Genomic DNA, 24,294 nt, shown 5'->3' with positions numbered 1-24,294 from the left:
CAGAGATGCTGTCGGACAAAATATTTTGGAAATAACCCATGAATATTCCCAATTATTTGCTATATTTGCCGTTGGTTATCAACTATAAATCGCATGGGATTACAAAAGAGCGGCACGACGGACAAGTTCACGTTCTACTATCAGAACAAGGACCATCTGGGCACGGTGCGTGAGACGGTGACCTCGACGGGCGCGATGAAGCAGCGCGTGAACTACTACCCCTTCGGCGGCCAGCTCGTGGACACGCTGAAGGTGATGATATGGAACCGCGACTTCCAACAATATAAGTACAACGGCAAGGAGTTCGACGGCACGTTCGGCCTGAACACCTACGACTACGGTGCCCGCCAGCACGACCCCGTCCTCGCCCGCTGGGACAGAATAGATCCACTGTGCGAGAAATACTACGGCGTCAGCCCGTATGCGTATTGTGCGAATAATCCGGTGAGGTTTATTGATCCGGATGGGAGAACCATAGAAGCTGATAGCCTTTCGCAGACCAATATCATTAATACGGTCACCCCAGAAGAGGCGGATTATATTCAGTTTGATGAGAAAGGAATGATAAATGTTGATTTATTAAATAAATGTAATAGTACATCAGAAAATTTCTTATCTATAAAACAATTGGCCATATCTCAGAATAATTATGTATTCAAAGTTGCTGACAAAGGTCATGATGGTAGGGAGTTTTATGACCATTCAAACGGTGATGGAAATTTCTACAGGGGAGTAACAGAAATGCCTGGAGCCCAAAATGGTCCTTCGCCGGACAATAATATATATATATGTAGGGTCTTGTCTCTCCCCTGAAAGACAAGCCATAACAACAGCCCATGAAGCCTATGGACATGGTTATTTGTATGATATGACAGGTTCTGTTGATGTGGCTTCACATACTTATGTCTCAGAAGGAAAGATAGAGTGGGACGAAGAATTAAAGATGAATTGTTTTGTGTCTGTTAGGGTTGATGCAAACAAGGCATTAGTTGATAGATTAAGAATAGTGGAAAATCAAGCTAAAATAAATTATGGAAAAAGAATTAAATAAAAGAGTTTTGTTTATTATTATACTAATAGTGCATTTCTGCCAGATGCAGGCACAAGTAAAAACAGATACTGTTGTTGTGGGAAGAGACAGAGTCGTTTTCTCCTATCCGGAGAAATCTAAAGTCTGCGTTACAAATTATGAGGAAGGATTCTTCAAAGATATAAGTTGCATAGAAGACACAGCCTTAATCGGATTACACTATGGTGCTATGATGAATATTCCACTTATAGATCGTCAAGGAAAGAATATTATTAGTGAGTATATTCTTGCTAATGATTTACGTCAGACTCGCGGATTTTATTATTCAAATGGTGAAAGAAAGTATTTCCGTGAAGATAATGTTTTAAAATATGGAATAAACACATATTATACTAATGTCCCAGAAGAAAAAGTCTTATTTTACGAAGCGCTATTAGACTCTTTAAAATATATAGTGAATCCAAGTGAGCTGGTGAAATAGGCCAATGTGATCTGCAGAGCAAGAACAGAAATCAAGTATGAAAAGAAGAAGAAAAAGCATCATGAATAAATTGTTGTTACTTTGTTTGTCAGTTTTCGCCTGTTTAGGTGTTTATGGCAATGACTCCATTCTTGTTGATAAAGTATGGACAGAAAGGCAAACCATATTTATTAACGAAGCAGAGTTAGATTCCATTTTAGATGAATCCGTGACTGAGTATTATGGTATTGGGTGTGGGGCTGGCAGATGTTGCGAGCTCTACTTCCATAGTAATCATCAATTTAGGAAAATTAATGTTGATGGTGACACTCTCCTTGGGAAATGGAAACTTGAAGGTGGGTTACTTACCATTAGGTATAATAGAAAATATAAAGGGTATAAGAGAAACTATAAGTTTTTAATAAAGTACAGAGAGAAAGATTATCCGACCCTCTTTCTGTATACAAAGAAAATCTTCGATTGTTACATTTTCTGTAACTACAAATAGAAGGTTGCCCTGAAGTACCCTAGTTGCGGGCGTTTCGGGGCCACTTGTTTTGCCAAAGATGCTGTCGAACGAAATATTTTGGAAATAACATATAAATATTCCCAGTTATTTACTATATTTGCCCTCGATATCAACCATATATCGCATGGGGTGGCAAAAGAGTGAGATTTTCTTATTATGACAGTATTTACTCAATTCGAATATACATATGATGAGAATGGTAATAAAAAAACACATAAAAAGTAAAGTAACCATTCTATTTACTTTGCTTTTTATTCTTGGGTCTTTCTATAGTTGCAATGTGTCTGAGAAACGTTGTGGATTCCGATTAAGCGAATTCGTCATAGATGATGTAAGATTAGGATCCATTATTGATTCTATGGTGGAGATGCATCTGCCTATATTGCAATCAGACAAGGAAAAGAAGGTTCTTTCACTTAACTTTGCCCGAAAGGATTCTGCTTTATTGTTTGTTTTCTCCTTAAGGGGAGAGGATGAATTGATAAACAGGTATATCTATAGAGAAAACAAAAGAATTGTAGGCTATACTAACTCTGGAGATATAGATGTGATTTTGTTATCTGATATAGATGATTTATCAGAACTTGGTCAACAGTACGGGAGGTTCATTCATCCTACGGGCAAACATAAAGCATTTAAATATATGAAGTTTCCTGAGAACCTTTATATTGGGGATAACTTAAATACGTGGCCTGATTTTGAGTTGGTATATGATCCAACTTATATCGTATACCCGTATATCAATAACACATTTCTACATCCTATAATGACCAAAGACCCGGGTAATATATAACAAAACTTTATTTCGAGGGGAAAGATATTGTTATTTGAAAGAAAAAAGTATTTTTGCAGTCGGAAATATTTGCAATCATTCCGACCAAAATCAAACCAATACATTAGAAATTTGGGAGAGTTTTTGGAAGGAAGACGTAACAAACACAAAACCATATCTTTTCTATGATTTCTCTTCTTATAATTTTATAGTTTCTTATAACTGAATGATTGCCTTTATAAGGAAAAGGTTTATTACTACAATCGTGGAGTAGAAGATTGCCTATTTTCTGAGGAATATTGTTATATCAGAAAAGAGACAAAATAAACGGGCTTCTAACGGTTAAAGAGATAGGCTCCATGACTGTAAGGAATGTCACTTACGAGTGAAAGGGATTATCTCTATACCCTATAAGGGATTATCTCTTTCACTCGTAAACCCTATCTCCATGAGGCATAGGGCCTATCTCTTTGAGGGAAAGATCCCACCTCTTTATCGCGGTTTTCCCTTCGACAGGCTCAGGGACCGCGAGGAGACAGGCTCAGGGACCGCGATAATATAATATGCGAATGAAAGAACCCTCACGAGGGTGAGACCTCATGAGGGCGAAACGTTAGTGGAGCTGGAGGGAGTCGAACCCTCGTCCAAACAGGGAAACCATACGCTTTCTACACGCTTATTCCAGCCTTCGGTTTTCGAGCAGCAGCAAGACCTGGACCACCAACTGATGCCTTAGCTCCTAAATCTTCACCCATGCATCGGAGCCTGCAAGGGCTATTTCCGATTTAACCTGCGCCGCTGAATCTTCGGATTCGGAACAACATCCTCGGAGCGACGTCTCGTTTCCCCGCCTTGCAGGGAAATTAAGCTCTTAATCTACTATACTTCGATTAGGCAGCGAGAGCATACTCATTGTTGCCAATTAATTTTTTGTTCACTCAGATTAAGGAGGTAGCCAACGAGCCTCCGCGTGCTTACGTACCATCTCAACCCGCTGTCAAATCCAGTCAACCCCAAGTCGTGATTTCCGTAAATCGGCTGCAAAGATAAAGATAATAGGTGAATAATCCAAATTTTTTAGCACGATTCTCGCGAAAACCTCGTATCTTTGCAGTGGTTTACAATAATCATGTGACAACCGCGTTTTCTATAATTGACAGCACAACTGATAAAGCGATGATAAAGAAACTGAAACAAATATGCGTGATGGGAGTGATAGCCCTGACGATGGGGTCGTGCATGACGCCCAAGACGGTGGCCTACTTCCCCAACCTAAGCGACGGACAGATATTCGCCATGGTTCAGAGCAAGGGTATCGCACTGAGACCCCACGACAAACTCTCGATCGTGGTAAACACCAAGTCGGCCGAGCTGAACAACGTGTTGAACATGCCCGTGACCTCACAGATCATCGGATACACCGAGATACAGTCGATCAACCAGAGCCGTGGCACGTCGGGCTACACCATCGACGCAGAGGGCTACATCGACTTCCCTCTGGTGGGTAAGGTGAAGGCCGCAGGACTGACACGCGCCGAACTGGCCGACCACCTGAAGCGAGCCATGGAGGAACAGAGTGTGGCCAAGGATGCCGTCGTGACGGTAGAGTACCTGAACCTGGGATTCACCGTCATCGGAGAGGTGAAGAACCCGGGATTCTACGCCTTCGACAACGACAAGACCACCCTGCTGCAAGCCCTGGGCAAGGCGGGCGACATGACGATCTACGGCGACAGAAACAAGGTGAAGGTGCTCAGACAACAGGAGGACGGACAACAGCAGACCTACGTGCTGAGCATGATGGATGCCGAGGCACTGGCACAGTCGCCAGCCTACATCCTGCAGCAGAACGACGTGGTATACGTGCAGCCCAACAACTACCGTAAGCGTCAGGCTGCCAATGCCAACGACACGACGACGGGCTCATTCTGGATCTCTGCCGTCTCTGTGCTCACCACCATCCTCGTACTCATCTTTAAGTAAACAAGCATTATGACGATAGGAAGTTTTCTCAAGGCATGCGCCACCCGATGGAGATGGTTTGCAGCCTCCGTGGCGGTGGTCATGCTGCTGGCGATAGTCTATCTGGTGGTCACACCGCCAAAGTACACACGTAAGGCCCAGGTGCTGGTGAAGGAGGAGAACGGCATGGGCGCCATCATGGGACAGTTGGGCGGACTGGCGGAACTGGGCGGACTGATCGGCCTGGGTGGCTCGCAGAACGTGTACAACGAGCTCTACGCCATGCAGTCGTCGTGGCTGTTGCTCAACGTGGTCGACCAGCTGCACCTCGACATGAGCTATACCGTGAAGGGCATCCGCAACCGCGATCTCTATGCCGAGACACTGCCCGTGACCGTGACGTTCAAGGATATCACGGCCGAGGACGACGTGAGGATGAAGCTACGACTGAGCCGCAACGGCGACGTGAGGATATGGAAGCTGAAGAAGAACGACGACAGCTATCCCGACGAACTGACGGGAAAGGTGGGACAGACGCTGAAGAGTTCCATCGGTAATATCGAGGTCAAGGCGACACCTTACCTCCAGAAGATGGACGACGACGAGATGACCATCACCGTGAAGCGCACCGAGCCCATGGCCATGGTGGAGCTGATCAAGAAGAAACGCCTCAGCGTGGTCGTAGGCAGTCGCGACGCGTCGATCATCGACATCAAGTACAAGGATGTGTCGAAGCAACGGGCCACTGACGTCATCAATGCCGTCATCGCCGAATACCGCAAGGAGGCTAATGACGACAGGGATGCGCAGACGGCTGTGTCGGAACGCTATGTCATAGAACGACTGGCCTCGCTGGAGAACGAGCTGAGGACGCTCGACCAGCGCGTGGCCGACTATAAGAGTAAGACGATGATGCCCGACCTCGAGGTGATGGCGAAGGTCTATGCCGAGGGGGCCAAGGATATCTCGGCCGCCCATCTGGAGCTGAGCAACCAGCTCTACGTGGCACAGGCCATCCGCGACTACCTGCGCGACGAGTCGAAGAAAGACGAACTGCTGCCCGCCCTGCTCGTGGCTGACAACAAGGCGCTGGCCGACCAGGTGGGCGAATACAATACTCTGCAGCTGCAGCGCAGTAAGATCGTAGCCAGCTCGAGCAAGGAGAGTCCGCTGGTAAGGGACATCGACCGTCAGCTCTCGGCCATGCACGACGCCGTACTCACCTCGGCCGAGAATGCCATCAAACAGCTGAAGCTGCAGCTGAAGAGTGTGACGGCCAAGGAGAACGAAGGTAAGCAACTGCTGGCCTCGGCACCTAAGAAGGCCATCGGCGGACTGGGTGACGAGCGCGACTGGCGTGTGCTCAACGAGGTCTATGTGTTCCTGCTCCAGAAGCGCGAGGAGGCGCAGATGTCGAAGGCTCTGAGGAATGACATCCGGGTGCTCACCCCACCGTTGGGCGTGAAGGAGCAGAGTGCGCCCGTGAAGAAGAACATCCTCTTCGGGGCTTTCCTCTTAGGACTGTTCCTGCCGGCCTGTGCCATCTTCGTCAGAGAACGTAACGCCAGAGCATGAGAGAACGGGTGAGGTCGAAGATGGGGCAGGATGTCGTGTGGACATTCGCGCTGCAGATCGGTGTGATGGTCTGCGCGTTTGTCATCACGAAGCTGTTGGCAAGTCGTCTGAGCATCGACGACTTCGGACAGTACAACGTCATCAAACGCTCCGTACAAGTGCTCTCGTTCGTGATGCTCGCCGGTGTCGGCATCGCCCTACCCCGTTATATCCCCCTATATCGTAACAGTACACCGCCACGCAGGATCGTCCCCCTGCTTGTGGCCTCACTCGTCTATATCCTGGGCGTCTCGCTCATGGTACTGGTCGTATGCCTGCTCTTCTCCACGCAGATGCAGGACATCGTCATCGGACAGACTGGCAACGGCTGTCTGCTGCTCATCGCCCTGGGCTATGCCTTCACACTGGCGATGGCGCAGTTTGTCTTCGCCTACTACCGTGGCACCGGTAACTTCAAGTGGTACAACGGCACCCAACTGGCTGTCCAACTGGCCATCGTCGTGCCACTGGTGCTGTTGCCTGTGCTCACCGTCAAGACCGTATTCGTGTCGTGGCTGGTCATCACCGCCCTGCTCGTGGCGTTCTGCCTGGTCAAGGAGGGAAGAGGGCGCTGGGGAGAGGTGAGCGATGGTACCCCACACTTCACACGACAGTCGTCGCTCTACGACTCACTGAAGACCATCGTGAAATACTCGTCGGGCCGACTGGTGGCCGACTTCTTCCTGTTCTCACTCTCGGCCTTCCCGCTGATCTATATCAGTCAGGCCATGGGACTGCAGGCGACGGCCTACTACGCTGTGGGCATCACCTTCGTCACGATGGTCACACCTGTGTTCTCCTTCATCGGCATCATCCTGCTGCCCTACGTGTCGGCCTGCATCGCCAAAGGCGAGATGCAGAGGGCCGACAAGGTGATCACCCGTCTGCTACTGCTCTATCTGGGGGCGGCCCTGCTCATCACGATCGTGCTCTACATCTTCACCGACTTCATGACGGCACTGCTGTTCGCGCGGAGCTATGTGGCTGCAGGCGACCTGACACGCATCATGATCCTGGCCATCCTGCCGCAGGCGCTCTACCTACTCTATCGCAACCCCATCGACGCCGTGGCCGTGGTACCTTATAACACGGTGATCCTCGGTATCTGCCTAACGGCGATGGTGGTTAGCTTCGTATGGGCCTCTACCCTCACCCAGTATGCCTGGGCCTATCTCACGGTCTCTATCCTACAAGGGCTGCTGTCGTGGCTAACCTGGCAGATCATCCAGAAACGCTCTATCCCCCGATGCCCATGACCATCCTCATCATCGCACTCGTCATCGTCATGCTCCTGTTGTCGTGGAAGTATATCCTCCGACTGGAGCCTACGGGGGTGTTCGCTCTGCTATGGGCGATATCGATACCGGTCGTGCTGTTGCTCCAGACGTATATATCCCTGATGTTCACGGGCATCCTGTATATCGTGGGGGGCGTGATATGCTTCATGCTCGGAACGGTGTTCTGCGACACGGCCTATCGGCCTGAGCCGCGGAGAAGACAACTGACATTCCGTCGGGAGTGGGCCACACCCATCATGGTGGTACTGTTGGTGGGGGCGATGGTGAACCCGCTCTATTCGATCGTCCTCCACGGCTTCAACCTACAGGCTCTGCTGAGCATGCAGGACCTGCTGAACATGAACAGACAGATATCCGAGGACCGTTACATGTCGGGCGACGTGTCGAACGTGGTCAACCAGTTCTTCCTGATCTTCTGCTATGCGGCGCCTTTGTTCGGTGGCTTCTGCTACCGTTGGGTGGGCAGATGGACGAGACTGGTGTGTATCCTCACACTGATACCGGGCATGTTCATCGCCCTGACACAGTCGATGAAGATGGGTATGATCACAGGGTTCGTGCTCTGGCTGACGGGCTATCTGGTCTGCTCGTTCAGCTACGCGCTCCCCCTTCGCATCCGACCGCGCCACTGGTTGTATGTCCTGCTCGGCTTCGTGGGGTTCTTCGGTATCCTGTTCTTCTCGATGGTGTTCCGCACGGGTGAGATCAGTGAGAAGACCATCGTGGAGATCAGTCAGAAGTTCGTGACCTACGCCCTGGGCCACTTCCACTGCTTCGACATGTGGTTCTCCTTCCATGAGCCGGCCGCCTATGCCTGGGGCACGAAGACCTTCCTGGGCATCTCGAACGTGCTGGGACTGGAGGACAGGATACAGGGTATGTATCAGGAGTACTACCAGATAGGACAGAACGGCTACTATGGTATCTCGAACATCTTCACCATCTTCAGGCCGCTGATAGAGGACTTCGGTGAGGCTGGTGCCTATCTGGTGCTGTTTGTGATGGGTGCGCTGACGAAGGCATCGCTGAAGGCGCTCGTATGCAGAAGGAACATCTTCCTCAACCAGGTCGTGACGACAGGCGCCTACCCCTATCTGCTGTGGTCGTTTGTCACCTCGTTCTTCGCCTATACCAGTTATATCGCCACCTTCGTCGTGGCATACGCTTTGTTCCATCTGTTACAAAAGGAGACTCAAGCATGAAACGGATAGCGGTGTTCTGTGTGACCTATCACTCCGACCGGGAGCTGGAGCAGTATCTCACCTCGCTCAGGAGAGCGCAGGAGTATGCCGGCGACAAGGTCGGGCTCGACATCTTCGTGGGCAGGAACACCGACGAGGACAACCCCGGCTACTTCGGGGCCGTGAGACGACTGATGACTGAGGTGGAGGTGAAAAGCTACGACTATGTCATCGTGAGCAACGTGGACCTGACCGTGGAAGAGGACTTCCTCACGAAGTTGGCCGACTACGACTGCGCTGGGGATACGGGATGGATCGCTCCTCAGATCTACTCCAGCTATGAAGACCGAGACCGTAACCCGGGAAGGATGCACCGGCTGTCGCTGAACGCCCTCAGGATCCTCAGGACCGTCTACCGCTTCCCCTTCCTCGACACGCTCTACCGGCACACCCTTTATCGACGTAAGAGATACCAGCACCATGAGGCCGGCACCATCTATGCCGGTCACGGGTCGTTCATCATCCTGACCCGGACCTATATAGAGCGGTGCGGCACAATCGACTATCCCGTCTTCCTGTTCTGCGAGGAGATCTACCTGGCGGAGATGTGCAGGAGAAACGGACTGACGGTGGTGTACGCGCCCCACATGAAGGTGAACGACACGGAACATGTATCCGTGGGAAAGATGAGTCATTCTACCTACTGCCGACATAACTTCGAGGCCGTCAGTTATATCATCCGTCACTTCTATTAACCCGACCTGTTTTTTCTTCTCTAATTGGTGCGGAATTACTAAAAAATGTCGTACCTTTGCACACTAATTATAGAAAAAGGTCGTTTACTATAGAAATGAACGTTCGAAAAGTATCCGTCATTTGCCCGGTATTCAATGAAGAGAGATTCATTGAAGCCTGCCTTGTGTCGATTATCGAACAGGACTACCCTCTGGATCATCTGGAAGTGCTGTGCGTCGACGGACGGAGTACAGACCATACGGTCGACATCATCAAACGGTATATGAAGGACTATCCCTTCATCAAGCTGCTCGACAACCCTGAGCGCATCGTGCCCTATGCTCTGAACAGGGGACTGGAGGCCGCGACGGGTGAGGTGATCATGCGACTGGACGGTCACTGCACTTACCCCACCAACTATATCTCTGAACTGGTGAAATACCTCTATCTGCTCAATGCCGATAATGTGGGAGGGGTGTGGAACACACAGCCCGCCAAGGACACACCTGTGTGCCAGGCCATCGCTCAGGCGTCGAGTCACCCCTTTGGGGTGGGAGGCTCCATGCATAAGATCGGTTCGTCGAAGATCATCGAGACCGACACCGTACCCTTCGGCTGCTACAGACGAGAGATCTTCGAGAAGACCGGCCCCTTCGATACAGACCTGGTGCGCAACCAGGACGATGAGTTCAACGGGCGTCTGGAGAACCTCGGTGGGAAGATCTACCTGATTCCGCAGGTGATCATCAACTACACCGCCCGCGACACGCTCTGTAAGATGCGCAGGATGTACTACCAGTACGGACTCTACAAGCCTCTGGTGAACAAGAAGCTCGGTGCCCCGGCTACCGTGCGTCAGTTCTTCCCGCTGCTGTTCCTGCTGTTCCTCGTCTTCGGCGGCATAGGCTGTCTGTTCTCTCCGTTAGTACGACAGGTATATGTGGGCATCCTGCTGCTCTACCTGTTCATCGGACTGGTGGTGGGCGGCATGAGTGCCATCCGCATGCACCAGCCGGTGCTGATCCTGCTCATGCCCTACGTGTTCCTGAACATCCACCTGAGCTACGGATTCGGCTATCTGACAGGTAGCTTCAACGTCATGCGAAAGAAAACGACCCGTGTAACGTCTAACAGATAACAACGATTATGATCATACCATTCTCACCACCCGATATCACAGAACAGGAAATCCTGGAAGTGGCCGACGCCCTGCGCTCCGGCTGGATCACGACGGGTCCACGGACGAAGGCGCTGGAGAAGGAGGTGGCCGCCTTGTGCCATACCGACAAGGCTGTCTGTCTGGGCTCCGCGACCGCCTGTCTGGAGTCGGTGCTGCGCCTGTTGGGCATCGGCCCTGGCGACGAGGTCATCACCACGGCCTACACCTATACGGCCTCGGCCAGTGTGGTGTGCCATGTGGGAGCCACACTGAGACTGGTGGACACACAGAAAGACTCGCTCGAGATGGACTACGACCAACTGGCCGCCACGATCAACGAGCACACGAAGGCGGTCATCCCTGTCGACATCGCCGGCATCCCCTGCGACTACGACCAGGTGCTGGCTGTCGTTGATGCCAAGCGTCATCTGTTCCGTCCTGCCAACGACCTGCAGAAAGCCATCGGCCGTGTGGCCGTGACTGCCGATGCCGCCCATGCCCTGGGTGCCAGCAGAGGCGGGAAGATGACGGGTGCGATGGCCGACTTCTCGTCGTTCAGCTTCCATGCCACGAAGAACCTGACCACGGCCGAGGGCGGTGCGCTCACATGGCGCCCTCTCACAGGCATCGACGACGAGTGGATATACAAACAGTTCCAGTTGCTCTCGCTCCACGGACAGAGCAAGGACGCCCTGGAAAAGACCCAGAAGGGGGGGTGGGAGTACGATATCGTCAGTCCGGCCTACAAGTGTAACATGACAGACCTGGCGGCGGCCGTCGGACTGGCACAGATACGTCGCTACCCCGCCATGCTGGAGAAGCGTCGCCGTCTGATCGAGACTTACGACGCGGCCCTGAAGGGTGAAGACGTACAGGTGCTTCGTCACTATACCGACGCGTACACCTCGTCTGGTCACCTGTATATGGTCCGTCTGAACGGCCGTTCCCTCGAGGCCCGTAACGAGGTGATAGAACGGATGGCCCAACAGGGTGTGGCGACGAATGTGCACTACAAGCCCCTGCCGATGATGACGGCCTACAGACGACTGGGCTTCGACATCGCCGACTATCCTCATGCCTACGCCTTGTTCCAGAACGAGATAACCCTCCCCCTGTATTCACGACTTAACGACGAACAGGTGGCATACCTGCTTAAGACTTTCAAGGAGACGATACGTTGATCAGACTGTTAGACATACTCTTCTCGGCCATCGGACTGGTGCTGCTCTCACCACTGTTCGTCCTGTTCTACATCCTCGTCTGGATGGAGAGCAAGGGCGGCGGCTTCTTTGTTCAGGAGCGCATCGGGAAAGACGGTAAGCCCTTCGGACTGTATAAGTTCCGTTCGATGAAGACAGAGGCCGAGGCCGAAGGTCAGATCACGGTCGGCGCCCACGACACACGCATCACACGCATCGGCTATTTCCTGAGGAAGTACAAGCTCGACGAACTGCCTCAGCTGTGGAATGTGCTGAAAGGCGACATGAGCATCGTGGGTCCCAGACCCGAGGTGAGGCGCTATGTCGACCTCTACACCGATGAGCAGCGCAAGGTGCTGACCGTCCGACCTGGCATCACGGATCATGCCTCTATCCGGTATATCAACGAGAACGAGATCCTTTGTCGGGCGGATGATCCCGAACGGGTATATATCGAGCAGATCATGCCCGACAAGATCAAACTGAACATGGTATATATCGAGCACCACACGCTGAGAGAGTATCTCAGGGTGATCCTGCTCACCCTCAAGAGTCTGCTGTCATGAAACGTATCCTCGACTTCATCATCGCCCTCCTCTGCCTGGTGGTCTTCTCACCACTCTTCCTGATAGGCTATCTGATCATCCGTCTGGAGGATGGAGGTCCCGCCTTCTTCAGTCAGGAGCGGGTCGGACGCGATGGTCGTCTGTTCCGTATCTATAAGTTCAGGAGCATGAAGACCGACGTGGCACGCGACGAGAATGCGCTCGTCGGGATGGAGCGCAGCGACGATCTCACCCGTTGTGGCAGGTTCCTGCGCGACCATCATCTCGACGAACTGCCTCAGCTGTGGAACGTACTGAAGGGCGACATGGCCTTTGTGGGGCCCCGTCCCGAACGACCGTTCTTCGTCGATCAGATCATGCAGCACGACGCACGCTACGAGCGTCTGTATGCCCTGCGCCCCGGTGTCACCAGCTACGCCACACTCCATAACGGATATACGGACACGATGGAGAAGATGCTCGTCAGACTGGAGCTGGACCTCTACTACCTGGAGCATCATAACCTGTGGTTGGATGCCTGCATCCTGGCCCAGACCTTCTGCCGCATCGTCTCTGGCAAGCGCTTTTAGAGTTTTCTGAAGGTCAGCCTCAGCATCGGCGACTGAAGCACCATCTCGTGTTTCCCCAACCGTAAGGTCTTGAAGGTCTCCACCATCTCATGGATGCCGTAAGGATGCACCACCACCAGCGAGTCGGCCACGACCACGGGGTCGCCGGCACTACGGTTCTTCTCATGTATGTCGTACAGCGTCAGATGACCGTCCTGACGATCGAAGCGCGCATAGAACTCACGCCCCACCCCCTGACGGTCGGCTCCCTTCAATTGGATCAGGTCGAACTGCACAGCCCAGAAGATGGTCTCCTCAGAGACATCACGATGCCCAGAGGTGGCCAGCGTATCGACACCCGTCAGATGCCAGTAGCCGTCCAGACGACCGTTGTCCGACGTCTCGACATCGCACGCCACCAGTGCCGTGCACACCACCGTCCATAGATAGATCCACTTTCTCATCTTGTCCAAATGCCAGTCTTGATGATTCTCAGTTGGGCACCGTAGTTCTCGCCCAACAAACGTCCTTTGTCCATCGCCCAGGCGCCACACACCTGCCAGTCAGGCGCCAACTGCCACGACACCTCGGTCATCACACTCAGGTTATACCGCGGTTGGGCATAAGGCGCGTCGTAGGTCCCCAGTCCCGTCTGATAGGTGGCCAAGACCCTGTAATGCACCGACGGCGACGGCTCACCGCTCAGTCCTACATGCCAGGCCACGAAACGGTTGTTCTCCACCTCAATCTTCCCGTTGTTGTTATAGATCGGTGACCGGTAGAGCGGGTTGCCCATCACCTGTCCCCAGTGCTGCCAGCCCGTGAAGATATAGTGATTATAATAGTTGTCATTACCACCGATATGGTCACGGTATGCAGGGGTACGGTCGTGGTACACCGGTCCGCTCTGATACTTCGAATACAGATACTCCACGACCACGTTGTTCAGCCATCTGACCTTCTTCAGTTGCACCTCCGCACCCAGCATGATATCCTTGAGGTCGTAGGCCACATAACGGTCGCTCACCCGCTCATTCCACTGCTCTCCCCGACCATAGCCGTCGTAGTCGAGCATGAACATCGACGAGTGGTCGTCGAAAAAATGATCGGCATACACACCTAGGTTCCACGAGGGCTGGTCGATATTCAGGCGCATCACCCACGAGCCCACATGATTGCCGTTGGTATTGCCATAGATGCCTTCATCAGAATCCGCCCCGCCAGGCACGAACGCATGCCAGAAGGCAGAGAGTCCCTTCTCGTTATCCGTCTTCTCCCAGATGTCCGTCAGCACCTCGTGGTAAGAGCTGCCACCAAACTGGTTGCCCATCTCCAGTCCGAGTTCCAGTGTCAGGTTACGGGGACCGATCTTCAGATAGCCGGCCTTACTATGATAGAGCGTGTTCTCCGTGTATTTCGACAACGGTGCCACGAAATCCTTCTGCCATCCGTCGTCGGTCGTCTTACCGAATGCGACATGTCCCTTCAGGGCCAGCCAGCGTCTGGTGCCAGGGATCGCCCAGTAGTCGGGCAAGGCCAACCGCACCTGTGGCACAGGACGGGCGTTGATGCCCAGTGTCTGCGAACCCGTGCTCAGTGCCTGGTTCTTCAGTTCCATGGGATAGGCCTTGGCACCAACGGTCAGGGTACCCTTGAGCCAGCGCCCCTCGACATAGGCCTGCTGTACGACCAGCGTACTGGTGAAGCCCGTGGCCAGGGCCATATCGGCACCATAGGCGAGCCCCCACCTCCTACCGTCATCCCGTGTGAGCGGACGCTCTATCGCCGCCCTCACATAGCCGTTGACCGTCTTCAGCGAACTGAGTCCGTATCTGTTGGCATTCAACCACAAGGGGGTGTGATCGCCGCCCGACAAGGTCGTCTGCAGCTCCGTGCGATAGCATAGTGAGTCGAACAACGACCGTTCCTGTCCGTCGGCACAGACGAAGTGACACATTATTAATAATATAAGGGCAACATATCTCATTACGCCCACAAAGGTAATGCAAACCGCTCGAAGAACAAAATAAAAACCGATATATTTGTCGATTTCCACATCTATAGGGATTTTCCCCATCCGCTTTAGGGAAAATCCTTTGCATAGGCCCGGAATTTGTTGTTTCTTTGCACCGTGAACCATCGTTCACAAGACAAAAGAATGTTGAACCATTTAAATGATAACGAAGATGAAGAAGATGTTTCTCGCATTGATCACTCTGCTGACGGTCACTGTTTCAGCAAGTGCTATGAGCTATGAGCAGGCCCGTAGCGAGGCACTGTTCCTCACAGACAAGATGGCGTACGAACTGAACCTCACCGACGAACAGTATGAGGCTGCCTATGAGATCAACCTCGACTATCTGATGGGAGTGACAGGCCGTGCGGATGTGTTCGGCACCTATTGGGAGCGTCGTAATCTCGACCTGAGCTATATCCTTCTCGACTGGCAGTGGCAGGCTTTCATTGCCGCCTCGTATTTCTACCGTCCCCTCTACTGGGAGGCAGGCTACTGGCACTTCGGCATCTACAGCCGCTACCCCCATCGCGACTATTTCTTCTTTGGCAGGCCTCATTTCTATGTGACCTACCGAGGTGGTCATAGCTGGCACATGAACGGCGGACATAGCTTCTACTACGGTCGTCGCCACACCTACCGTGTCGCAGACAGGAAGCATTTCGGTATGCACGACCGTTGGAACCGCGGTGACTTCCGTGGTCCTCGACACAGTTCGACTCGTATCACTGGTCATGATCGCAGGAGAGACCATGAGATGCACAACAGAGGACTTGAGCACCGTCGGAACAATGAGATCCGCAGAGACAACAGTCAGATGCGCGACCATCAGCATGTCGACAGAGGTCACACCATCAACAGGAATCACGAGCATAACGGCGTGCGCGACAACCAGTCGTTCAATAACAACCGTAACAACGGTTCGTTCAGGGGTAACCGTGAGAACAACACCGTAGGTCGTTCGCGTGGCGGTTCGTTCGGCAGCTCACGTAACAACAGCTCCTTCGGCGGCACACGTAGCAACAGCTCCTTCGGAGGCTCGCGTAACAGCTCGTTCGGCAGCTCGCGTAGCAGCACCCGCAGCTCTGGCTCCTTCAGTGGCGGCTCCCATGGTGGTAGTCACTCTGGCGGACACGGAGGCTCACACGGTGGCTCCCATGGCGGTGGTCACTCTGGCGGTCGCCGGTAGTCTACAGCTCCAGGATGCGTACTTCCGCATTCGACATCCTCTGTATGTCGCTCATTGATTTCTGATAATAGACAGCCTGGACGGCTTTATTGATGATGCCATGTCCTACTGCCAGCACCTTCTTTTCAGGGAACGTCTGTCTCACAAAGGTGAGAAACTCATCAGCCCTGGAAAGAAGGTTTTCTAATGTCTCCACATTGTCCGGCCAGACCTCGTTCTTCAGGTCAGGGATATACCTGCCGGTGAAGTCGCCCCAGTCGCGCTCCCTGAGCAACGGGGTCGTCTGCACCTCCAACCGGTGGGGTGCCGCGATGATCCTCGCTGTATCCACCGAGCGTTTCAGGTCACTGGCGATCACGGCATCGAGCGGTTTCTCCCTCCACGCCTCACTCAGCAACCGGGCCTGTCGCAGACCGTTCTCATTAAGCTCGCCCTGCGTCTGTCCCTGCATGATCTGGTTGGCGTTGTCCACCGTCTCACCATGTCTAACCAAATATAACGTTGTCATCATCCTTCTATTTAAGGCGCAAAATTACTAATAATTGTTGATAACACGGTAAAAATTTGGCTTTTTACGCGATTTCCATTATATTTGCAGTCAGAAACCAAAGAAACTGACCATTATGAAGATACTCCAAAGTTCTATATTCCGTGCTATCTGTGCGATCACCATTGGTATACTGCTCATCAAGTACCCCGATAACACCGTGACGTGGATCACCGTTGCCATCGGCGTCCTGTTCTTCCTGTCGGGCATCATCTCCCTGATCACCTATGTCCATGCCAGGAACAACGTGGCCGAATACAAGATTACCGATGCCGATGGACGAGTCATCGCGGGCGAGCAGCCCACCTTCCCCCTCGTCGGCACAGGCAGCATGATCCTGGGTGCCCTGTTGGCGCTGACGCCCAACGTCTTCGTCACAGCCCTGATGTACATCATCGGTGCCATCCTGATCCTCGGTGCCGTGAACCAGTACACGAACCTCATCCATGCCAAGAAATACGGTAAGATCGGCTTCGGCTACTGGATCTTCCCGTCGATCATCCTGCTCACGGGTCTCTACGTCATCATCCGACCGATGGCTCCTGTCAGCATGGCCATGCTCATTCTCGGTTGGTGCTCACTGCTCTACGGTGTGACAGAGGTCATCAACTCGTTGAAGTTCCATGCCGACAAGCGGAAGGCCAGTCAGGCACAGGCGATCCCCACCGCCGAAGAGGTCGTGGAGGAGATCACCGAGGCATCCGACTCAGAAGACAGCGCCGGGTCCGACGCCCCCAGAGAGCTCCCCACCATCGAAGACTAAGTCTTTTGTTTTATACGCCCGTCACGATCCCCTCGATATAGGCTTTCAGGATGTGAATACCCGTCCTGTTGTCGCCGCCCCAGGGGATGATGAGATCCGCGAACTTCTTCGTAGGCTCGATAAACTGCTCATGCATCGGCTTGAGCACCTTCTCGTAGCGGTCGAGCACCATGTCGACCGTTCGTCCGCGCTCCACCACGTCGCGCCGGATATTCCGGATCAGTCGTACGTCGTCATCCGTATCCACGAAGATCTTCAGGTCCATCATGTCGCGCAGCTTCTTGTAGTGCAGCGCCATGATACCCTCGATGATGATCACAGGCTTGGGCTCCACGTGGATGGTCTCCTTCAGACGGTTACTCTCAATATATGAGTAGGTAGGCTGCTCGATGGCCTCACCGTTCTTCAGCTTCCTGATATGCTCCGTCAGCAGCTTCCAGTCGAAGGCGTCGGGATGGTCGAAGTTGATGGCTCGCCGCTCCTCAGGCGTCATGCCCGTCGTATCGTTATAGTACGAATCCAGAGGCACCACCGCCGCACAATGAGGAGGCAGGGCCTTGGCAATTCTCTTCACGACGGTGGTCTTGCCCGAACCCGTACCGCCTGCAATTCCTATTATTGTCATAGTTTCAAGTATTTGAAAACAATATCATAAAATTCCGCTTTCCGTTCCGCCTTCATGGGATAGGCACGCGAGCTGCTCGGCATGCGGTAGAGCCGCAACGACCTCCCGTCGAGCGTGAATGCCGCATATGCCCCTACCTTCGGGGTCACGATCCCATAGTGCCTGCAGAAGATGTCCGTCGCCAACTGCCCCGCCGTGACCACGGCGCCACAGTTGGGCAACCGTCTCAGCATCGCGTCGAGATCCGTCTCCTCCACGATCTCCAGATCCTTGTCGGAAGCGTTGTTCCTGGTACGACGGATACGGACGGCCGTGTCAAACAAGGCGATGCCTTTCTCCTTCAGGAATGCCACGATACGCTCCAGGTCGAACCTTTTCTCTCCCTCCACCACGAAGTGACTTCTGTCATCATAGAAACAGATGCCGAAGATACGCCACATATCATTGATAAAGTTCGGGTAATAGAAGCGCATGCACCACCGTTTCTCCGACGGAGGGAACGTCCCCAGCATCAGCAGCCGGGCATTCTCAGGAAGAAACGGTTCAAATGGGTGACACTCAACAGGTAAGCCCTCCTCACTCTGGATCTTTATCTCCATAATGATGCAAAAATACGAAAAATATACGATACAATCCACTTTTCTTCAAAAAATATTTGGCAGAGTGCGAAAATCTTCGTAATTTTGCAGCCCGTAAGTGGAATTTCCAAGTAATAAATAACAATTTAGATTTAAAAATGAAAAAAGGTATTCATCCAGAAAACTATCGCCCCGTCGTATTCAAGGATATGTCCAACGGCGATATGTTCCTTTCGAAGTCTACTGCAAAGACCAATGACACCGTGGAGTTCGAAGGCGAAACTTACCCAGTGGTAAAAGTCGAAATCTCTAGCACCTCTCACCCGTTCTACACTGGTAAGAGCAAGCTCGTCGACACCGCAGGTCGTGTTGATAAGTTCATGAGCCGCTACGGTAAGGCTGCGAAGAAGTAAATCATACGAACAACAAATTAAAAGTGCGTCCACGGTAGTTGCATATGCCTGGCCGCACTTTTTTTATGTCCCTTCCCCTCTGGGCCCGAAAATAAATTTTATCACCTTTTGTTTTGGCTAATAGAAAGAATTGTCGTATATTTGTGCCCTAGAACTTAACGCATCATTAAAATTCGGAATGAAAACTATTTATGACTTCACTGTCAAGGACAGAAAAGGCAAAGACGTATCCCTGAAGGAATACGCCAACGAGGTGTTGCTCATCGTAAACACAGCAACCAAGTGCGGATTCACCCCTCAATACGATGAGTTGGAGAAGCTCTACGAGAAATACCACGCCCAGGGCTTTGAGATTCTCGACTTCCCCTGCAACCAGTTCGGCCAACAGGCACCTGGCACCGATGCGAGCATCCATGAGTTCTGCAAACTGAACTTCGGCACGGAGTTCCCACGATTCAAGAAAATCAAGGTCAACGGCGACGACGCCGACCCGCTATACAAGTTCCTCCAGCAGCAGAAAGGCTTCGCCGGATGGGACATGAGCCACGAGATAGCCCCCGTCCTCGACGATATGCTGTCGAAGGCTGATCCCGACTACAAGCAGAAACCCAGCATCAAATGGAACTTCACCAAGTTCCTGATCAACAAGAAGGGACAGGTGGTGGCCCGCTTCGAGCCCACCGAGAATATCGACCATATAGCCCAGCAGATCGAAGAACTGCTGAAATAAGCCAAACGGAACCAACAACCCCATCAAGATGGAACATACGAAATGTCTGATCATCGGTAGCGGCCCCGCAGGTTACACCGCTGCCATCTACGCATCGCGCGCCAACCTCAGTCCGATAGAATACAGTGGCATGCAGCCCGGTGGACAACTCACGCAGACCACCGAGGTAGAGAACTTCCCCGGCTATCCGCAGGGCGTGGACGGTAACCAGATGATGATGGACCTGCGCGAACAGGCTGAGCGTTTCGGAGCAGACATCCGCGACGGTTCCATCGTGAAGGTCGACTTCTCGAAAGCACCGTATATCTGTACCGCCGAGGACGGCACCGACATCGAGGCCGACACGGTGATCATCGCCACGGGAGCGTCGGCCAAGTACCTGGGACTCGACGACGAGCGCAAATACAACGGACAGGGCGTATCGGCCTGTGCCACCTGCGACGGGTTCTTCTACCGGAAGAAGACCGTGGCCGTGGTGGGCGGCGGCGACACGGCCTGCGAGGACGCGCTCTACCTCTCAGGACTGGCCAAGAAGGTGTACCTCATCGTGCGCAAGCCGTTCCTCCGTGCCTCGAAGGTGATGCAGCAGCGCGTGATGGAGCGCGAGAACATCGAGATACTGTTCGAGCACAACACCATCGGACTCTTCGGCGAGAACGGTGTGGAAGGGGCTCACCTCGTGAAGCGCAAGGGTGAGGCCGACGAGAAACTGGTCGACATCGCCATCGACGGCTTCTTCCTCGCCATCGGTCATCAGCCGAACACAGAGATCTTCAAGGAATGGCTCGACACAGACGAGGTGGGATACCTGAAGAAGATCGACGGGACACCCAAGACGAAGATCCCCGGCATCTTCGTGGCAGGCGACTGCGCCGACCCGGTGTACCGTCAGGCCATCTCGGCAGCCGGCTCGGGCTGTCAGGCAGCCATCGAAGCCGAACGCTTCCTGATGAACCAATAAAACCCTTATCTTATTCCCCCCTATCTCGCGATACCAAGACGGTATCGACAAAAATGAAGAAAAGGCCCGTTTCACAACGCGCCTTTTCTCACAATTACTTAAAAAACTAAATTAATCAACCATAAACCTTAACCATTAAAATCTTTTTCCACCACAAATATACGATAGGGTTCGCAATATGATGTACAATTTGCGTGAATTGATGTTGAAAATGCGATAATTCACGGATTTTCTACATAAAATCACGCATTTTAAACATTTTAGGCCATAAAATACTAGTTTTTGTAGAAAAAAAAGCGTGTTTTCGAAAAAAAAATCTATTTTTGCAACAAATTACTATATCCATGAACCTGGACTTGCGCATACTATTAGCCATTGTGACCCTCATAATAATTGCCATTATCTTGATCTTCGGGCGATTATTATACCTCCGCAGTATGCGTTTGAAGAGACGACTACACATGAGCGCCATCTTCACCAATATCACACACGAGCTACTGACGCCGTTGACCGTGATCTCTGCCTCGGTGGACAAGCTGCGCGACGAGGAGCCGAAGTTCCAGAACGACTACGACCTCATGCAGCTCAACATCCAGCGTATGGTCCGACTGCTGCAGCAGATCCTCGAGACGAGCAAGTCGGAGGCCGGCGGACTGAAGCTGCGGGTGGCCCACGGCGACGTGATGAAGTATATCCATGAGACGGCCCGCTGTCTGGAGCCGCTGATATCCCAGAAGAAGATGAAGTTCACCGTCCAGTGCCATCCGGAGAGTATGATGGGCTGGATAGATACCGACAAGCTCGATAAGATCATCTACAACCTGCTGTCGAACGCCGCGAAATACGCCAACGAGAACGGTGAGGTGGCCATCAAGGCGTTCACCAACAAGACCTACGACCATATCAGGATCGAGGTCAGCGACACGGGCAGTGGCATTTCCAAGGAGAAGATGAAACATCTGTTCCAACGGTTCCAGGACGGCGACTACCGGCAGCATAAGACCATCGGTACAGGCCTGGGGCTGGCGCTGACGCACGACCTGGTGTACCTGCATGGTGGCACGATCAGGTGTGAGAGCGAGGAGAACAAAGGCACGACGTTCATCGTGACACTGCCCATCTCGAAGGAGGCATTCACCTCCGACCAGATCGACGAGCAGCATAAGATCGACGTGAACATCCCGCAGCACGCCATTGCCGACTTCAAGACGGCCATCCCTGACGTGAACGAAAACATGAACATCATCGACGAGGACAGCTACAAGCTGCTGATCGTGGAGGACAACGTAGAGCTGCTGATGCTGATGAGACAATTGTTACGCCCCTACTACCGTATCTATGTGGCCCGAAACGGCATCGCGGCCCTCGACATCGTGCACAAGCGCGACCTCGACCTGATCATCTCGGATGTGATGATGCCCGAGATGGGCGGCTATGAGCTGACGCGCGAGCTGAAGTCAGACCCCAACTTCAACCACCTGCCCATCATCCTGCTGACGGCGAAGACGCAGGAGGAGGACGAGAAGAAGGCGCTGCTCATCGGTGCCGATGAGTTCCTGACCAAGCCCTTCCGTGTGAGCGACCTGAAGCTGCGCATCGACAATATCATCGAGAACAGGAAGCGCATCCAGCACGAATACAGTCAGCAGTCGCTCGAGGATACGATGATGAAGATCTCGCAGGCCACGACGCCGAGTGCCGATGATCTGTTCCTCGACCGAGCCCTGACGCTAGTGCACGCACATCTCGAAGACGACAGCTACGACCGCGATGCGCTGGCCGCCGACATCGGTGCCAGTTCGTCCACCTTATATAATAAGCTGCGTTCGATCACAGGCATGAACGTGTCGACGTTTATCCGCGACATCCGCATGAAGGAAGCCAAGCGGATGGCCGAGAGCGATCCGAACATCCGTGTGAGCGACCTGGCCTATAAGGTAGGTTTCCGCGACCCCCGTTATTTCTCCACCTGTTTCAAGAAGCAGTTCGGCATCCTGCCGAAGGAGTTCCTCGAGAACATAATAGCAAAGCCATGAACGTGAGTGCGCCGTTGAGCATCAGCAGTTCATAGCCGAACACATACCCCAGATAACGCGAAGACAGCATATCGATGGCGTAGCAGAGCAAGGGCGACGCCACGCAGATATAAGGTGCCCGACGGTCGTCGGGGTGCCTCTTGGTGAACATGCCGAAGGCGAACAGGCCCAGCAGCGGTCCGTAGGTATAGCCGCACATGATAAAGATGGCATCGATGACGCTCGTGGAGTTGAGCAGATGGAACAGCAGCACCAGCACCACGAACAGCACACAGATGGCGAGATGCGTCCGGCGCCGCATACGTTCATCGTCGGCCCTGTCGCGGATATCCACACAGTAGCTGGTGGTGAGCGAGGTGAGCGCCGAGTCGGCACTCGAGAACGAGGCGGCCACGATACCGATGGAGAAAGGTATCAGGACGGCCATGTCGCCCTGTAGGATATAGGTGGGCAACAGCTCGTCGCCCACGGCCACCGCCTGTCCCTGTTGTCGGGCGAGCATCACCAGGAGCACGCCCAGCGAGAGGAACAGCAGGTTGACGGGCACGAAGGCGACGCCATACGAGCACATATCCTTCTGCGCCTCCCTTAGCGTCTTACAGGTCATGTTCTTCTGCATCATATCCTGATCGAGACCCGTCATCACGATGACGATGAACACACCACTGAGAAACTGTTTCCAGAAGTTCTGCCGCGACAGCCAGTCGTCGAACACGAACATCCTACTGTGCTCGTCGGCGGCGATGGCGCTGACGGTCTGACTCCACGTGAGTCCCAGCTGTCCCATCACCTTATATATAATAAGGAGCAGTGCCACGAGCATACAGACAGTCTGGAACGAGTCGGTCCACACCAGGGTCTTGATGCCGCCCCGACGGGTGTAGAGCCATATCAGCGCCACCATCACGGTGACCGTCGCCGCGAACGGCACGCCCATGGCGTCGAACACGAAGCGCTGCAGGATCATGCACACCACATAGAAGCGGGCCACGGCGCCCGTCATCTTCGACAACAGGAAGAACGAGGCGCCCGTCTTGTACGACCGGGGCCCGAGGCGTTGTCCCAGATAGGCGTAGATGGTGGTCAGGTTCAGTCGGTAGTACAGCGGCAGAAGCACGAACGCCACGACGACATAGCCGAGGATGAATCCCAGACAGGTCTGCATATACGTCATATCGACCCGCGTCACCATGCCCGGCACGGAGATGAACGTCACGCCCGAGATGCTCGCCCCGATCATGCCGAAGGCCACCAGATACCACGGTGACTGACGGTTAGCACGGAAGAAGGTGTCGTTGTCGGCACGGTGTACCGCCAGTCGGCTGATGCCATACAGAATGGCAAAATAGACCAATATGATAACAATCATCCACATAATAGCTGCA

At 53.0% G+C, this 24,294-nt stretch carries 26 protein-coding genes and 1 other RNA gene; 20 read left to right on the top strand and 7 right to left on the bottom strand.

From position 1 onward, the window contains the following. The first annotated feature begins 93 nt into the window (after positions 1-93). The 5 genes from BMY63_RS09445 (at position 94) to BMY63_RS09425 (ending at position 2,812) form a co-directional block, all read left to right on the top strand. Positions 94-813 (top strand): RHS repeat domain-containing protein, encoded by a 720-nt coding sequence (locus BMY63_RS09445; protein WP_091916236.1) that lies wholly within the window; start codon positions 94-96, stop codon positions 811-813. A gap of 55 nt (positions 814-868) precedes the next feature. Further along, entirely contained in the window at positions 869-1,051 is a 183-nt protein-coding gene (locus tag BMY63_RS09440; RefSeq protein WP_091916235.1) for a hypothetical protein, read from the top strand. Beyond that, positions 1,032-1,511, top strand: a complete 480-nt coding sequence (locus BMY63_RS09435) for a hypothetical protein (RefSeq protein ID WP_143065764.1) — start codon at positions 1,032-1,034, stop codon at positions 1,509-1,511. Before BMY63_RS09440 ends, BMY63_RS09435 begins: the two co-directional genes overlap by 20 nt. Before the next feature lie 37 nt (positions 1,512-1,548). Continuing rightward, positions 1,549-1,998: a hypothetical protein gene (locus tag BMY63_RS09430; RefSeq protein ID WP_091916228.1), complete on the top strand. Its 450-nt coding sequence runs from the start codon at positions 1,549-1,551 to the stop codon at positions 1,996-1,998. 208 nt (positions 1,999-2,206) lie between these two features. Next, positions 2,207-2,812: a hypothetical protein gene (locus BMY63_RS09425; protein ID WP_091916227.1), complete on the top strand. Its 606-nt coding sequence runs from the start codon at positions 2,207-2,209 to the stop codon at positions 2,810-2,812. A gap of 593 nt (positions 2,813-3,405) precedes the next feature. Here BMY63_RS09425 and ssrA read toward each other — a convergent pair. Beyond that, positions 3,406-3,806: a transfer-messenger RNA gene (gene ssrA, locus BMY63_RS09420) on the bottom strand. 161 nt (positions 3,807-3,967) lie between these two features. On the opposite strand from ssrA, the gene BMY63_RS09415 reads away from it, so the two are divergent. The 9 genes from BMY63_RS09415 (at position 3,968) to BMY63_RS09380 (ending at position 13,074) form a co-directional block, all read left to right on the top strand. Beyond that, positions 3,968-4,774, top strand: a complete 807-nt coding sequence (locus BMY63_RS09415; RefSeq protein ID WP_091916226.1) for a polysaccharide biosynthesis/export family protein — start codon at positions 3,968-3,970, stop codon at positions 4,772-4,774. 9 nt (positions 4,775-4,783) lie between these two features. Continuing rightward, positions 4,784-6,328 (top strand): GumC family protein, encoded by a 1,545-nt coding sequence (locus BMY63_RS09410; RefSeq protein ID WP_091916225.1) that lies wholly within the window; start codon positions 4,784-4,786, stop codon positions 6,326-6,328. Continuing rightward, positions 6,325-7,623, top strand: coding sequence for a lipopolysaccharide biosynthesis protein (locus tag BMY63_RS12470; RefSeq protein WP_143065763.1), 1,299 nt, complete (start codon positions 6,325-6,327; stop codon positions 7,621-7,623). The genes BMY63_RS09410 and BMY63_RS12470 overlap by 4 nt, the downstream gene beginning before the upstream one ends. After that, positions 7,614-8,867 carry an O-antigen polymerase gene (locus tag BMY63_RS09405; protein ID WP_321775346.1) on the top strand — a complete coding sequence of 418 codons (1,254 nt, stop codon included), beginning with the start codon at positions 7,614-7,616 and terminating at the stop codon, positions 8,865-8,867. Before BMY63_RS12470 ends, BMY63_RS09405 begins: the two co-directional genes overlap by 10 nt. Continuing rightward, positions 8,864-9,601 (top strand): glycosyltransferase family 2 protein, encoded by a 738-nt coding sequence (locus BMY63_RS09400; protein ID WP_091916221.1) that lies wholly within the window; start codon positions 8,864-8,866, stop codon positions 9,599-9,601. The genes BMY63_RS09405 and BMY63_RS09400 overlap by 4 nt, the downstream gene beginning before the upstream one ends. Before the next feature lie 95 nt (positions 9,602-9,696). After that, a complete protein-coding gene (locus BMY63_RS09395; RefSeq protein ID WP_091900724.1) occupies positions 9,697-10,719 on the top strand; it encodes a glycosyltransferase family 2 protein in 1,023 nt (340 codons plus the stop codon). Positions 10,720-10,724: 5 nt separating this feature from the next. Further along, positions 10,725-11,921, top strand: a complete 1,197-nt coding sequence (locus tag BMY63_RS09390) for a DegT/DnrJ/EryC1/StrS family aminotransferase (RefSeq protein WP_218141892.1) — start codon at positions 10,725-10,727, stop codon at positions 11,919-11,921. After that, a complete protein-coding gene (locus BMY63_RS09385) occupies positions 11,918-12,505 on the top strand; it encodes a sugar transferase (protein WP_091916219.1) in 588 nt (195 codons plus the stop codon). Before BMY63_RS09390 ends, BMY63_RS09385 begins: the two co-directional genes overlap by 4 nt. Beyond that, positions 12,502-13,074, top strand: a complete 573-nt coding sequence (locus BMY63_RS09380) for a sugar transferase (protein ID WP_091916218.1) — start codon at positions 12,502-12,504, stop codon at positions 13,072-13,074. Before BMY63_RS09385 ends, BMY63_RS09380 begins: the two co-directional genes overlap by 4 nt. Here the strand turns inward: BMY63_RS09380 and BMY63_RS09375 are convergent. Together BMY63_RS09375 and BMY63_RS09370 are read right to left on the bottom strand one after the other, a co-directional pair. Continuing rightward, on the bottom strand, positions 13,071-13,517 hold the full coding sequence (locus tag BMY63_RS09375; RefSeq protein WP_091916217.1) for a lipocalin-like domain-containing protein: 447 nt from the start codon (positions 13,515-13,517) through the stop codon (positions 13,071-13,073). The genes BMY63_RS09380 and BMY63_RS09375 overlap by 4 nt on opposite strands. After that, entirely contained in the window at positions 13,514-15,040 is a 1,527-nt protein-coding gene (locus BMY63_RS09370) for a capsule assembly Wzi family protein (protein ID WP_091916210.1), read from the bottom strand. Before BMY63_RS09370 ends, BMY63_RS09375 begins: the two co-directional genes overlap by 4 nt. 199 nt (positions 15,041-15,239) lie before the next feature. On the opposite strand from BMY63_RS09370, the gene BMY63_RS09365 reads away from it, so the two are divergent. Then, a complete protein-coding gene (locus BMY63_RS09365; RefSeq protein ID WP_091916202.1) occupies positions 15,240-16,256 on the top strand; it encodes a hypothetical protein in 1,017 nt (338 codons plus the stop codon). A 1-nt stretch (position 16,257) separates the two neighbouring features. Here BMY63_RS09365 and BMY63_RS09360 read toward each other — a convergent pair whose 3' ends face one another. Continuing rightward, complete coding sequence (locus BMY63_RS09360; protein WP_091916251.1) at positions 16,258-16,764, bottom strand: histidine phosphatase family protein; 507 nt, start codon at positions 16,762-16,764, stop codon at positions 16,258-16,260. A gap of 115 nt (positions 16,765-16,879) precedes the next feature. Between BMY63_RS09360 and BMY63_RS09355 the strand changes: the two genes are divergently transcribed. Further along, on the top strand, positions 16,880-17,566 hold the full coding sequence (locus tag BMY63_RS09355; RefSeq protein ID WP_091916200.1) for an HdeD family acid-resistance protein: 687 nt from the start codon (positions 16,880-16,882) through the stop codon (positions 17,564-17,566). A 10-nt stretch (positions 17,567-17,576) separates the two neighbouring features. Here BMY63_RS09355 and udk read toward each other — a convergent pair whose 3' ends face one another. Together udk and BMY63_RS09345 are read right to left on the bottom strand one after the other, a co-directional pair. Next, positions 17,577-18,191 (bottom strand): uridine kinase, encoded by a 615-nt coding sequence (gene udk / locus BMY63_RS09350; protein WP_091900737.1) that lies wholly within the window; start codon positions 18,189-18,191, stop codon positions 17,577-17,579. Next, the gene (locus BMY63_RS09345) at positions 18,188-18,790 is read right to left on the bottom strand and encodes a uracil-DNA glycosylase family protein (RefSeq protein WP_091916198.1); all 603 of its coding nucleotides are present in this window, start codon (positions 18,788-18,790) and stop codon (positions 18,188-18,190) included. The genes udk and BMY63_RS09345 overlap by 4 nt, the downstream gene beginning before the upstream one ends. A gap of 137 nt (positions 18,791-18,927) precedes the next feature. On the opposite strand from BMY63_RS09345, the gene BMY63_RS09340 reads away from it, so the two are divergent. The 4 genes from BMY63_RS09340 (at position 18,928) to BMY63_RS09325 (ending at position 22,909) form a co-directional block, all read left to right on the top strand. Continuing rightward, positions 18,928-19,182 carry a type B 50S ribosomal protein L31 gene (locus tag BMY63_RS09340; RefSeq protein ID WP_091900740.1) on the top strand — a complete coding sequence of 85 codons (255 nt, stop codon included), beginning with the start codon at positions 18,928-18,930 and terminating at the stop codon, positions 19,180-19,182. Positions 19,183-19,360: 178 nt separating this feature from the next. Further along, positions 19,361-19,912 carry a glutathione peroxidase gene (locus BMY63_RS09335; protein WP_091900742.1) on the top strand — a complete coding sequence of 184 codons (552 nt, stop codon included), beginning with the start codon at positions 19,361-19,363 and terminating at the stop codon, positions 19,910-19,912. 28 nt (positions 19,913-19,940) lie between these two features. After that, complete coding sequence (trxB, locus tag BMY63_RS09330) at positions 19,941-20,873, top strand: thioredoxin-disulfide reductase (RefSeq protein WP_091916196.1); 933 nt, start codon at positions 19,941-19,943, stop codon at positions 20,871-20,873. Between the two features lie 443 nt (positions 20,874-21,316). After that, positions 21,317-22,909: a hybrid sensor histidine kinase/response regulator transcription factor gene (locus BMY63_RS09325; RefSeq protein WP_218141891.1), complete on the top strand. Its 1,593-nt coding sequence runs from the start codon at positions 21,317-21,319 to the stop codon at positions 22,907-22,909. On the opposite strand, the gene BMY63_RS09320 is transcribed toward BMY63_RS09325, so the two are convergent. After that, positions 22,848-24,284: a sodium:solute symporter gene (locus BMY63_RS09320; RefSeq protein WP_091916192.1), complete on the bottom strand. Its 1,437-nt coding sequence runs from the start codon at positions 24,282-24,284 to the stop codon at positions 22,848-22,850. The genes BMY63_RS09325 and BMY63_RS09320 overlap by 62 nt on opposite strands. Positions 24,285-24,294 lie beyond the last annotated feature (10 nt).

The organism is Prevotella aff. ruminicola Tc2-24 (assembly GCF_900110895.1).
Taxonomy (GTDB): Bacteria; Bacteroidota; Bacteroidia; order Bacteroidales; family Bacteroidaceae; genus Prevotella.
Note: the sequence above shows the minus strand (reverse complement) of the source record. Positions and strands in the feature narration are given on the sequence as shown.

Excerpts from the sequence above, each read along its gene's own strand:
- BMY63_RS12470 (WP_143065763.1), top strand. The coding sequence starts at position 6,325 with ATGAGAGAACGGGTGAGGTCGAAGATGGGGCAGGATGTCGTGTGGACA.
- BMY63_RS09430 (WP_091916228.1), top strand. The coding sequence starts at position 1,549 with ATGAAAAGAAGAAGAAAAAGCATCATGAATAAATTGTTGTTACTTTGT.
- BMY63_RS09445 (WP_091916236.1), top strand. The coding sequence starts at position 94 with ATGGGATTACAAAAGAGCGGCACGACGGACAAGTTCACGTTCTACTAT.
- BMY63_RS09335 (WP_091900742.1), top strand. The coding sequence starts at position 19,361 with ATGAAAACTATTTATGACTTCACTGTCAAGGACAGAAAAGGCAAAGAC.
- BMY63_RS09425 (WP_091916227.1), top strand. The coding sequence starts at position 2,207 with ATGATGAGAATGGTAATAAAAAAACACATAAAAAGTAAAGTAACCATT.
- BMY63_RS09380 (WP_091916218.1), top strand. The coding sequence starts at position 12,502 with ATGAAACGTATCCTCGACTTCATCATCGCCCTCCTCTGCCTGGTGGTC.
- BMY63_RS09345 (WP_091916198.1), bottom strand. The coding sequence starts at position 18,790 with ATGGAGATAAAGATCCAGAGTGAGGAGGGCTTACCTGTTGAGTGTCAC.
- BMY63_RS09405 (WP_321775346.1), top strand. The coding sequence starts at position 7,614 with ATGCCCATGACCATCCTCATCATCGCACTCGTCATCGTCATGCTCCTG.
- BMY63_RS09415 (WP_091916226.1), top strand. The coding sequence starts at position 3,968 with ATGATAAAGAAACTGAAACAAATATGCGTGATGGGAGTGATAGCCCTG.
- BMY63_RS09395 (WP_091900724.1), top strand. The coding sequence starts at position 9,697 with ATGAACGTTCGAAAAGTATCCGTCATTTGCCCGGTATTCAATGAAGAG.
- BMY63_RS09360 (WP_091916251.1), bottom strand. The coding sequence starts at position 16,764 with ATGACAACGTTATATTTGGTTAGACATGGTGAGACGGTGGACAACGCC.
- BMY63_RS09435 (WP_143065764.1), top strand. The coding sequence starts at position 1,032 with ATGGAAAAAGAATTAAATAAAAGAGTTTTGTTTATTATTATACTAATA.
- trxB (WP_091916196.1), top strand. The coding sequence starts at position 19,941 with ATGGAACATACGAAATGTCTGATCATCGGTAGCGGCCCCGCAGGTTAC.
- BMY63_RS09340 (WP_091900740.1), top strand. The coding sequence starts at position 18,928 with ATGAAAAAAGGTATTCATCCAGAAAACTATCGCCCCGTCGTATTCAAG.
- BMY63_RS09320 (WP_091916192.1), bottom strand. The coding sequence starts at position 24,284 with ATGTGGATGATTGTTATCATATTGGTCTATTTTGCCATTCTGTATGGC.
- BMY63_RS09365 (WP_091916202.1), top strand. The coding sequence starts at position 15,240 with ATGAAGAAGATGTTTCTCGCATTGATCACTCTGCTGACGGTCACTGTT.
- BMY63_RS09375 (WP_091916217.1), bottom strand. The coding sequence starts at position 13,517 with ATGAGAAAGTGGATCTATCTATGGACGGTGGTGTGCACGGCACTGGTG.
- udk (WP_091900737.1), bottom strand. The coding sequence starts at position 18,191 with ATGACAATAATAGGAATTGCAGGCGGTACGGGTTCGGGCAAGACCACC.
- BMY63_RS09440 (WP_091916235.1), top strand. The coding sequence starts at position 869 with ATGACAGGTTCTGTTGATGTGGCTTCACATACTTATGTCTCAGAAGGA.
- BMY63_RS09370 (WP_091916210.1), bottom strand. The coding sequence starts at position 15,040 with ATGAGATATGTTGCCCTTATATTATTAATAATGTGTCACTTCGTCTGT.
- BMY63_RS09400 (WP_091916221.1), top strand. The coding sequence starts at position 8,864 with ATGAAACGGATAGCGGTGTTCTGTGTGACCTATCACTCCGACCGGGAG.
- BMY63_RS09355 (WP_091916200.1), top strand. The coding sequence starts at position 16,880 with ATGAAGATACTCCAAAGTTCTATATTCCGTGCTATCTGTGCGATCACC.
- BMY63_RS09410 (WP_091916225.1), top strand. The coding sequence starts at position 4,784 with ATGACGATAGGAAGTTTTCTCAAGGCATGCGCCACCCGATGGAGATGG.